Genomic DNA, 8,766 nt, shown 5'->3' with positions numbered 1-8,766 from the left:
GCCGGTCAGCCAGCCACCCAGCGCCAGGTAGGCGGTGGGGAACAGGAGCAGACCCGACCAACCCACAAATACGAAGCGGTCGCGCTTGAGCCAGTCATCGAGGACGTCGAACCATCCCCGCTGCGGCATGCGCCCTACAGCGATCGTCATGGTGATGAAACGGAGCGGAAAACCCGCGGAGGCTGTGGGATTACCAGGCGATGGTAACAACGTTGAAGCGGATCGCGAGGCCGTTTGATACGGGCTGACATGGGCCGCTCCGGCTGGGATTTCGGGATCCGTGCCGGCGTTGCATCCAGGTGCTGCGACCGGTCAGGATGGCAGCCATCCTTTGTGCGTTCCCATGGTCTCCTCCCCCGCGATCGAGTTGCTCGAGCTGCCGGTGCTGGGGTCGCGGCGGCTCTCCAATGTGTTGGTGGCCGTGGTGGTGACCACCGGCGGCCTCGGCTTCCTGCTCACCAGTGCGTCCAGCTATCTGGGCACCGACCTGCTGCCGATCGGCCACCCGGCTGAGCTGGCCTGGTTGCCCCAGGGGCTGGTGATGGGCCTGTATGGCCTGGCGGCCATGGCCCTATGCGCCTATCTCTGGGCCGTGATCGGCATTGATGTGGGAGCCGGCAGCAACCGCTTTGACCGGCAGGCCGGCACGGCCACGATCAGCCGTCGCGGCTTCCGCCAGATGATCACGGTCGACATCCCCCTGCGTGACATCCAGGCGGTGAAGGTGGAGGTGCGCGATGGTCTCAATCCCCGCCGCCGCCTGGCGCTGAAGGTGCAGGGACGCCGCGACATGCCCCTCACCCGGGTCGGCGAGCCGATGCCCCTGGCCGACCTGGAGCTCTCCGGCGCCCAGTTGGCCCGCTTTCTGGGTGTTCCCCTGGAGGGCGTCTGATGGCTCGGATCTGGTTGAGCCGCCTGGTGCTGGGCGGGCTGTTGCTGCTGGCGCCGTTCACCCTGGTGGCTTGCGCCGCCGATAGCAGCAGCCGTCAGCTGGGTTGCAGTGCTGCGAGTACCCCCTGCCTGAGTGGTTCGGCCACCGTGGCCCTGCAAACCAGCAAGGGCGAGGTGCAGCTCCAGCTCGACGGCGGCGCGGCGCCGCTGACCGCCGGCAATTTTGTCGATCTCGTCAAACGGGGCATCTACAACGGCACCGTGTTTCACCGGGTGGTTCGCGAGCCGGTGCCGTTTGTGGTGCAGGGCGGGGATCCCGGCAGTGCTGATCCGAAGGTGCCAGCCAGCCAGTACGGCCTGGGCAGCTATGTGGATCCCGTCAGCGGTGAAGCCCGGCTGATCCCGTTGGAGATCAAGCGCAGCGATGAGCCCGAGCCCCGTTACGGCGAACCGGTGACGGCGCCTGGGGTGACCCGGCAACTGGCCCTGGCCCACCAGCGCGGGGCGGTGGCCATGGCCCGCTCCGCCGATCCCAATTCCGCCAGTGCCCAGTTCTATGTGGCTCTGCAGGCCCTGCCTGAGCTCGATGGCCGCTATGCGGTGTTCGGCCGGGTGAGCAAGGGGATGGAGGTGATCGACCAGATCCGCCAGGGGGACAAGATCATCAAGGCCACGGTGGTGGCCGGCGGCACTCTCGTGCAAGGCAAGCCCTAGGCCGGCACCCGTTTGTTGGAGGCCGTCACCTTCAGGAAGGCGGTGTTGACCCCGGAGGCCCGCTCCAGAGCCACTTTGCCGGTGCGGGCGATCTCGAGGATTCCGTAGCTCTCCATCACCTGTTCGAGGGCCACCAGCTTGCCCGGATCGCCCACCACCTCCAGGGTCAGGGCGTCATCGGCCACGTCCACGACATTGGCCCGGAACACCTGCACCAGATCGAGGATGGCGCTGCGGGTTTCAGCTGGGGCCGACACCTTGAGCAGCATCAGTTCGCGCTCCACGGCGGGAATGCGCGAGAGGTCGATCACCCCGAGCACGTTGACCAGCTTGTCGAGCTGCTTGGTCATCTGCTCGAGGGTGTGGTCGTCGCCCTCCACCACCATCGTCAGCCGGGAGATGCCGGCCTGCTCGGCCGGCCCCACCGCCAAGCTCTCGATGTTGAAGCCCCGGCGGGCGAACAGGCCGGAAATTCGGCTCAGGGCCCCGGATTCGTCTTCCACCAACACCGAGAGGGTGTGTTTCATCGCCTGAGGAACCCGCTGCGGTGGCTTTGCCCCAAATTACCGCTTGGGGCTGGGAGTGGGGCCGGTCGCCGGCAGCTGCTCCAGCCAGGTGAGCAGGGCGCCGTTGAAGGCCTCGGCCTGCTCGTCGTGGGGGCAGTGGCCACTGCCATCCAGCAACACCAAGGGCAGATCGGGACGCAACCGTTGCACCTGCTGTGCCACCTGCACAGGCACCAGCCGGTCGCGCTGGCCCCAGATCAGCAGCAGCGGCTGCTGGAGCCGTTGCAGCAGAGCTGGCGCGGTGGCGGCGTGGGGGCGTAGCGCCATGGCGATGCTCATGGCCCTGAGGGCGCGAACGGCGCCGGGGCGCCTGGCGGGCCTGGCGATCACCCGGTGCAGGTCGCGGTCGCCGATCACGGGCGTGTTGTAGGCCGACTGGATGCCCAGGTCCAGCAGGGGCGAGTGGGCCAGCAGCGGCACCAGCAGCTCCAGCGGCAGCAACCGGCAGAGCAGGGTCACCAGCCAGCGCTGCAGCCGCCGCCACCACAGTGGCCGGCGGGGTGGTCTACTCCGGCTGCTCAGCATCAAGGTGGGGTCCGGCAGGGGGGCGGCCACCACGGCCCGCACCCAGCGGGGAAACAACACGGCGCAGCTGAGGGTCACCAGGCCGCCGAGGGAGTGGCCCACCAGCACCGCCGGCCCCTGCACCACCTGCTCGAGGAAGGCCTGCAGCTGCCGGGCCCAGAGGCGGTTGTCGAGGCGCAGGGCCGGCTGACTGGAGGCCCCGAAGCCAATCAGATCCAGCCCGTAAACGCGCCAGCCCGCGGCGGCGAGCACCGCCGCGTTGCGTCGCCAGTGGCCGCTGCCGGCGGCAAAACCATGCACCAGCACCAGGGCCGGCGCCGCGGCATCCCCCAGCGTCCGCCAGTGGCAGCGCTGCCCGCACCAGAGCCACTCGGCATGGACGCCCCAATCGGTGTCGCTGCCAGCGCCCCCATCGGCAGGAGCTGGGGGTGCAGGCTGGATTGTCACCGCCACCTCGGGATCTCCTGACAGCACACACCGACGCTCACTATTGCGAAGGGCGGGCCCGGCTGGAGCCCGGCTGCGGCTTTTTCCGGCCGGAGTCGCGCCCCTCCCGCGATCTGGGGGTGCTGCTAGCGGCCTCCCTGGCGGCCCGCGGCCCGCTGCGGGTGCTCGATGCCATGGCTGGCTGTGGCATCCGCGCCCTGCGTTATGGCCTGGAGGGGGGAGCCGAGGCGGTGTGGGCCAACGACGCCGATCCCGATCGGCTGCCCCTGCTGGAGCGCAATCTCGCTGGCCTCAAGGGTTTGCGCTGCAGCGCCCGCACGGCCCAGCACCTGCTGGCGGAGTGCCTGCAACGCCAGGAGCGCTTCGAGCTGGTGGATCTCGATGGCTTCGGCTGCCCCACGGCCCTGCTGCCGCTGGCCCTGGAGGCGGTGGCCTTCGACGGCGTGCTCTATTTGGCCAGCACCGACGGCCGCTCCCCCACCGGCCACGACCGGCCGGCCGCGATCCGGTTGCTGGGGGCGGCGGCCCGGGCCCATCCGGCCAGCTGGGAGCTGGCCCTGCGTCTGCAGCTCGGCACGGTGGCGCGGGCGGCCTGGGCGATGGGGCGCGGGGTGGAGCCCCTGTTCAGCTTCAGTGAGGGACGCACGTTTCGCACCGCGGTGCGGCTGCGGCGCCGAGCTGGTCGCGGTGAGGAGCAGCAGCTCGGCCTTCTGGCCCACTGTCATGGTTGCGGCGCCCAGGAGGTGCAGCCGTTGCTGCGGCTGCGCCAGTGGCAGCCCTGCCTCTGCCCCGCAAGCCAGGCCCAGCCCCTGGCGATCAGTGGGCCCCTCTGGATCGGCCCGCTGCAGGATCCGGCGCTGCTGGCTGTGATGGCCAGCCTCGGCGACACCCTGCCCGGCAGCCTCGGCGCTGCGGGTGCCCGCTTGCTGGGCCAGCTGGCGGCCGATCCCGGGGTACCGCCCGTCTGCTGGCCAACGGCTGAGATCGCTCGCCGGCTCAGTTGCGGCCCGCCGCCCTTGGCGGCCCTGGTGGCCGCCTTGCAGGCCGAGGGCTGGGTGGCGCTGGCTAGCGGCGTGATGCCAGCCCAGCTGCGCAGCGATGCTCCCTGGAGCGTGATCCTGCAGATCGCCCAGCGATTGGCCGCCACGGCCGCTGGCGCTGCTAAATAGGAGGGCCTTTCGCCCGCCGGCCCATGGCCTCTGAAATCTTCGGCACCGCAGCCCTGTTCTGGGTGCTGATTCCCGTGGGGCTCGCCGGTGGTGCCCTGTTGCTGAAATTGGCCGACAAAGACTGACGACCGCCCCTCGAAGCGGCCTCTGCTCCCGGCTCGACCCAGCCGACGCCTAGGCTCAGGCCCGCTTGAGCGTTGGCGATGCAGGTTCTGGTGGTTGGCGGAACGGGCACTCTGGGGCGTCAGGTCGCCCGCCGAGCCCTCGACGCCGGCCACCAGGTGCGCTGCATGGTGCGCTCGCCCCGCAAGGCGTCCTTCCTGCAGGAGTGGGGCTGTGAGCTCACCCGCGGTGACCTGCTGGAGCCCGAGAGCCTGGCCTATGCCCTTGAAGGGCAAGACGCGGTGATCGACGCGGCCACCGCCCGGGCGACCGATTCCGGTAGCGCCTACGACATCGACTGGAGCGGCAAGCAGAACCTGTTCGCGGCCTGCCAGACCGCCGGTGTGAAGCGCGTTGTGTTCGTCTCGCTGCTGGATGCGCATCAGCACCGTGATGTGCCTCTCATGGACATCAAGGCCTGCACCGAAGACTGGTTGATGGCCTCGGATTTCGATTACACGATCCTGCGGGGTGTGGCCTTCATGCAGGGCGTGATCAGCCAGCTCGCCATTCCCGTGCTGGAAAGCCAGACGGTGTGGGTGAGTGGTTCGCCCACACCCATCGCCTACATGAACACCCAGGACATGGCCCGCTTTGCCGTGGCTGCCCTGGAGCATCCCCGGACCGTGCGTCAGGCCTTTCCGGTGGTGGGTCCGCGCGCCTGGACCACCAGCGAAATCACCCAGTTGTGTGAGCGCTTCACCGGCAAGGAGGCCCGAACGTTCCGGGTGCCACCAGCCCTGCTCGGCCTGATGCGGTCGGTGACCGGCTTCTTCGAAGCCAGTTTGAATGTGGCCGAGCGGCTGGCCTTTGAGGCGGTGACCGGCGGCGGTACGGCCCTCGACGCACCGATGCAGGCCAGCTACGAGGCTTTTGGCCTCGACCCAGCCGAAACCACAGGCCTTGAGGCCTATCTCAAGGAGTACTACGACACGATTCTCCGGCGCCTGCGGGAGATGGAATCGGATCTCGACAAGGAAGCCAAGAAGAAGCTGCCCTTCTGAAGCTCGGGCGCCAGTGCGCCTGTACTATTAGGCCGTCGCTCGGATGCGTGCATGTCGGTTGCCCAGATCAAAAACCTGCAGCGCCGTCTGGCGAACCTTGAAGCCGAGGCGATTGAAGAGCTCAACCGAGCCTGCGGCCACGAGCTCTGGCAGGCCCTGGGTTTCGATGCCTTCGACACCCTTGAGGATGGCGACCGTCGTGCCCGGGCGAATTACTACTACGGTCAGTTGCAGACCGTGCGCGAACTCAAGGATGTGGTCGGCTAAGCCGCCCTATCCGCCGCCTCCGGCTCGGCCGGATTTCCCGCCCCCCGCCCGGCCGCCCCGTCCGGGTGAGCTCCAGCCCATGCCTGCTCGGCGCTGCAGCAGCTGCTCCAGGCGGGCGGCTTCCGCTGCCGTCACCTCGCGCCATTCACCCGGGGCCAGGCCCGCGAGGTCGAGTGGGGCGTCCCCATCCATCAGGTCGATGGCCACCCGCAGCAGCCGCAAGGTGGGCAGGCCCACGGCGGCGGTCATGCGCCGCACCTGGCGATTGCGACCCTCCCGCAGCTCCAGCTCGATCCAGCTGGTGGGAATGGCGGCGCGTTGACGGATCGGGGGGGTGCGCTCGGGCAGGGCTGGATCGGCGATCACCTGGGCGCGTGCCGGCAGGGTGCGTTCGCCCTGGATCGGCACGCCGCTGCGCAACAGCGCCAGTGCCTGGGGCTGGTTGGCTGCCTGCCCTTCCACCTGGGCCCAGTAGCGGCGCCAATGGCCGAAGCTCGGATCGGTGAGGCGCTGCTGCAGCCGGCCGTTGCTGGTGAGCAGCAGCAGCCCCTCGCTGTCGGCATCCAGTCGGCCGGCGGCATACACCCCAGGCACGTTGATGAAGGTCGCCAGGCACTCCCAGCGGCTGCCCGGTTCGGGAGTGAACTGGCTCAGCACCCCGTAGGGCTTGTGGAAGAGAAGGGTGGTCAGGGGAGGCTGATGAGGAGCCTGGCCTCAATTGGCCTGGCGGGCTTTCCAGAGGTTCACCACGCCGATGGAGATCAGCAGCAGCCCCAGATCAATTGACAGAGGCGGCAGAAGCATGGCGGAGCCGGAGCGACACAGGTGCCAGAGACCCTATCGCCTGTCGGGCGGCAATTAAGCTGTTGGCAGCGATTGATTCCCCAGACAGCCCCCCCCCGCATGATTGAGACCTCCGGTGTGATTGAAAAGGAACAGGGCAACGGGTTTTACCTGGTGACCCTGGAACAGCCGGCTGGTCACCAATGCCTCTGCCGGGCGGCGGGCAAGCTCACCAAGTTCAGGATCAAGCTGCTGGCAGGCGACAAGGTGCTGGTGGAGATCAGCCCCTACGACCTCACCCGCGGGCGCATCACCTACCGGGAGCGCAACGCCGCTGCCGGTCCTCGTCCCGGCGGCAACCGTCCCGGCGGTCCGCGTCGCCGCTGATCAGGCCGGCACCCCGATCAACGCTTCGATGGCGGCCTTGAATTCGCTGCGTTGTTTGACGCCCCGGAAGGTCTGCTTCAGCTCTTTGTTGTGGAACAGCTGCACCGTGGGCGTACCGGTGACCCCGGCCTGCACAGCGATCTCCTGATCGGCTTCGATATCGATCTCCACGCCCTGGGCCGCACCGCCGAGCTCATCGAGCACGCGCTTGAGTTGGGGCTTGAGCACGTGGCAGGGTCCGCAGCTCGGTGAGGTGTACACCACCAGCAAGGGCTTGTTGCTGTCGTGATAGAGCTTCCGCAGCGCAAATCCACCTTTCTGCCAGAGAGCGTTGGGGTCGTAGTTGCTCTCATCGCTTTCGGCGGTGCGCTTGGGTTCGCCCACCTCGGCGGGGTCCACCGGCTCGTGGCTGACGGTGACTGCCAGGTTGTGGTGGGTGAGCCAGCGCTCGGCGGCGAGGGCTGCCTGGCAGCCGCTACCCGCCGCGGTGATGCCCTGGCGCCACTCGGCATCGGCCACGTCACCGGCGGCGTAGACGCCTTCGCGGCTGGTTTCGGGGCGGCCGGGCTGGGTCACCAGGTAGCCATGGCCATCCACCTCGAGTTGGCCCTTCACCAGGCGGGTGTTAGGGGTGTGACCGATGGCATAGAAGAGGCCCTTGATGGCCAGCTCTTCGGTGGCGCCGCTGTGGGCATCCCGCAGGGTGATGGCCTCCAGCCAGTCACCGCCGCTGGCATCAGCCACCTGACGGTTCCAATGCACGGTGATGGCGGGGTTGGCCAGCACGCGGTCGGCCATGGCACCGCTGGCCCGCAGCTTGTCGCCGCGCACGATCAGGTGCACATGGCTGCCGTATTTGGTGAGGTACACCGCCTCTTCGCAGGCCGAGTCGCCGCCGCCCACCACGCCCAGTTCGGCCTGGCGGAACTGGGGTGTGGCGCCATCGCAGATGGCGCAAGCGCTGATGCCCCGGCTCCAGAACTGCTCCTCACTGGGGAGACCCAGCCGGTTGGCGCTGGCGCCCGTGGCCAGAATCACAGACTGGGCTTCGATCGTCTGGCCTTCCGCGGTGATGCGGTAGGGCCGCTGGGACAGGTCGATGGCGGTTCCATCGGCCTCCACCAGGCGGGTGCCCCAGCGCACGGCCTGGGCCTTCATCTGGTCCATCAGCTCCGGGCCGAGGATGCCGTCGGGAAAGCCGGGAAAGTTTTCAACGTGGGTGGTGGTCATCAGTTGACCGCCGGGAATGCCGCCGTCCTGGAAGCCGGTGATCAGCAGGGGGCTGAGGTTGGCCCGCGCCGCGTAGATCGCGGCCGTGTAGCCGGCGGGGCCCGAGCCCACAATCACCAGATTTTCGACAGCCAGCCCCGGAGCGGTCATGACGTAAGCGGATCGACTATGAGTTGAGCCTAGGGGATGGGCTGCGCTGGCGTGTTGGTCCGGGGCGTGCAGCAGCAAAGACCAAGGCTGCAATCTTCGGAATTTCTTTAGATTTAGCTCAGATTTCCAGGAGGCCGTCGCTTTCTGGGCGAATGCCCTGGCCCAGGTCGTTGGGCACCATCAGCACGCTGGCGGCCAGGAGCTCGGGGTGTTCTTCCAGGCAGAGCAGCCACTCACGGAATTCTTCGGTGACCGCGAAGCTTTCTTCGTAGTGCTCGAGACAGTCGAGGGTGGCGCGACGGGCTAGAGCCCAGCTGACGGCAACGGTGAGACGGCGATTCACTGCGGCATTCATGCTCCGCTCTCCCCCTTGGTTGGCACCACGGTGCCGGGGCGTGCGCCCGGATGAGGTATTGGTTGACACAACGTCGCATATTTGCAGTAAATCCTTGTATTTCTGCAGCACGGATA

At 68.0% G+C, this 8,766-nt stretch carries 12 protein-coding genes and 1 pseudogene; 7 read left to right on the top strand and 6 right to left on the bottom strand.

All coding sequences use genetic code 11. The features are described 5' to 3' along the window. Positions 1–150, bottom strand: a pseudogene (locus KBY57_RS06625) (photosystem II D2 protein (photosystem q(a) protein)); the annotation flags it as partial. Between the two features lie 193 nt (positions 151–343). On the opposite strand from KBY57_RS06625, the gene KBY57_RS06620 reads away from it, so the two are divergent. Together KBY57_RS06620 and KBY57_RS06615 are read left to right on the top strand one after the other, a co-directional pair. Next, a complete protein-coding gene (locus tag KBY57_RS06620) occupies positions 344–892 on the top strand; it encodes a photosystem I assembly protein Ycf4 (protein ID WP_094560930.1) in 549 nt (182 codons plus the stop codon). Further along, positions 892–1,605: a peptidylprolyl isomerase gene (locus tag KBY57_RS06615; protein ID WP_254995090.1), complete on the top strand. Its 714-nt coding sequence runs from the start codon at positions 892–894 to the stop codon at positions 1,603–1,605. The genes KBY57_RS06620 and KBY57_RS06615 overlap by 1 nt, the downstream gene beginning before the upstream one ends. On the opposite strand, the gene ilvN is transcribed toward KBY57_RS06615, so the two are convergent. Beyond that, the gene (gene ilvN, locus KBY57_RS06610) at positions 1,602–2,132 is read right to left on the bottom strand and encodes an acetolactate synthase small subunit (protein WP_254995089.1); all 531 of its coding nucleotides are present in this window, start codon (positions 2,130–2,132) and stop codon (positions 1,602–1,604) included. The two genes, KBY57_RS06615 and ilvN, sit on opposite strands and share 4 nt — an antisense overlap. 36 nt (positions 2,133–2,168) lie before the next feature. After that, positions 2,169–3,149 (bottom strand): alpha/beta fold hydrolase, encoded by a 981-nt coding sequence (locus tag KBY57_RS06605; RefSeq protein WP_409996418.1) that lies wholly within the window; start codon positions 3,147–3,149, stop codon positions 2,169–2,171. On the opposite strand from KBY57_RS06605, the gene KBY57_RS06600 reads away from it, so the two are divergent. The 4 genes from KBY57_RS06600 to KBY57_RS06585 all read left to right on the top strand — a co-directional run bounded on the left by KBY57_RS06600 (position 3,137) and on the right by KBY57_RS06585 (position 5,745). Further along, on the top strand, positions 3,137–4,312 hold the full coding sequence (locus tag KBY57_RS06600) for a N2,N2-dimethylguanosine tRNA methyltransferase (RefSeq protein ID WP_254995087.1): 1,176 nt from the start codon (positions 3,137–3,139) through the stop codon (positions 4,310–4,312). The two genes, KBY57_RS06605 and KBY57_RS06600, sit on opposite strands and share 13 nt — an antisense overlap. Positions 4,313–4,335: 23 nt before the next feature. Continuing rightward, positions 4,336–4,437, top strand: coding sequence for a cytochrome b6-f complex subunit PetM (gene petM, locus KBY57_RS06595; RefSeq protein ID WP_094560938.1), 102 nt, complete (start codon positions 4,336–4,338; stop codon positions 4,435–4,437). A gap of 78 nt (positions 4,438–4,515) precedes the next feature. Continuing rightward, positions 4,516–5,478, top strand: coding sequence for an NAD(P)H-binding protein (locus KBY57_RS06590; protein WP_254995086.1), 963 nt, complete (start codon positions 4,516–4,518; stop codon positions 5,476–5,478). Between the two features lie 51 nt (positions 5,479–5,529). After that, the gene (locus KBY57_RS06585) at positions 5,530–5,745 is read left to right on the top strand and encodes a hypothetical protein (protein WP_094560942.1); all 216 of its coding nucleotides are present in this window, start codon (positions 5,530–5,532) and stop codon (positions 5,743–5,745) included. A 6-nt stretch (positions 5,746–5,751) separates the two neighbouring features. Here KBY57_RS06585 and KBY57_RS06580 read toward each other — a convergent pair whose 3' ends face one another. Continuing rightward, complete coding sequence (locus KBY57_RS06580) at positions 5,752–6,435, bottom strand: pseudouridine synthase (RefSeq protein WP_254995099.1); 684 nt, start codon at positions 6,433–6,435, stop codon at positions 5,752–5,754. Between the two features lie 213 nt (positions 6,436–6,648). On the opposite strand from KBY57_RS06580, the gene infA reads away from it, so the two are divergent. Continuing rightward, entirely contained in the window at positions 6,649–6,915 is a 267-nt protein-coding gene (infA, locus tag KBY57_RS06575) for a translation initiation factor IF-1 (protein WP_094560946.1), read from the top strand. Here infA and trxB read toward each other — a convergent pair whose 3' ends face one another. Then, complete coding sequence (trxB, locus tag KBY57_RS06570) at positions 6,916–8,295, bottom strand: thioredoxin-disulfide reductase (protein ID WP_254995085.1); 1,380 nt, start codon at positions 8,293–8,295, stop codon at positions 6,916–6,918. A gap of 118 nt (positions 8,296–8,413) precedes the next feature. After that, positions 8,414–8,650 carry a hypothetical protein gene (locus KBY57_RS06565; protein ID WP_254995084.1) on the bottom strand — a complete coding sequence of 79 codons (237 nt, stop codon included), beginning with the start codon at positions 8,648–8,650 and terminating at the stop codon, positions 8,414–8,416. Positions 8,651–8,766: the final 116 nt, after the last annotated feature.

Origin of the sequence: Cyanobium sp. Aljojuca 7D2 (assembly GCF_024346415.1) — a bacterium.
Classification (GTDB): domain Bacteria; phylum Cyanobacteriota; class Cyanobacteriia; order PCC-6307; family Cyanobiaceae; genus Cyanobium_A.
This window is presented reverse-complemented; position numbering and strand designations above follow the sequence as displayed.

Bases quoted from the DNA above. Each gene is read 5' to 3' on its own strand.
- KBY57_RS06620 (WP_094560930.1), top strand. From the start codon at position 344: ATGGTCTCCTCCCCCGCGATCGAGTTGCTCGAGCTGCCGGTGCTGGGG.
- KBY57_RS06615 (WP_254995090.1), top strand. From the start codon at position 892: ATGGCTCGGATCTGGTTGAGCCGCCTGGTGCTGGGCGGGCTGTTGCTG.
- ilvN (WP_254995089.1), bottom strand. From the start codon at position 2,132: ATGAAACACACCCTCTCGGTGTTGGTGGAAGACGAATCCGGGGCCCTG.
- petM (WP_094560938.1), top strand. From the start codon at position 4,336: ATGGCCTCTGAAATCTTCGGCACCGCAGCCCTGTTCTGGGTGCTGATT.
- KBY57_RS06590 (WP_254995086.1), top strand. From the start codon at position 4,516: ATGCAGGTTCTGGTGGTTGGCGGAACGGGCACTCTGGGGCGTCAGGTC.
- KBY57_RS06585 (WP_094560942.1), top strand. From the start codon at position 5,530: ATGTCGGTTGCCCAGATCAAAAACCTGCAGCGCCGTCTGGCGAACCTT.
- infA (WP_094560946.1), top strand. From the start codon at position 6,649: ATGATTGAGACCTCCGGTGTGATTGAAAAGGAACAGGGCAACGGGTTT.
- trxB (WP_254995085.1), bottom strand. From the start codon at position 8,295: ATGACCGCTCCGGGGCTGGCTGTCGAAAATCTGGTGATTGTGGGCTCG.
- KBY57_RS06565 (WP_254995084.1), bottom strand. From the start codon at position 8,650: ATGAATGCCGCAGTGAATCGCCGTCTCACCGTTGCCGTCAGCTGGGCT.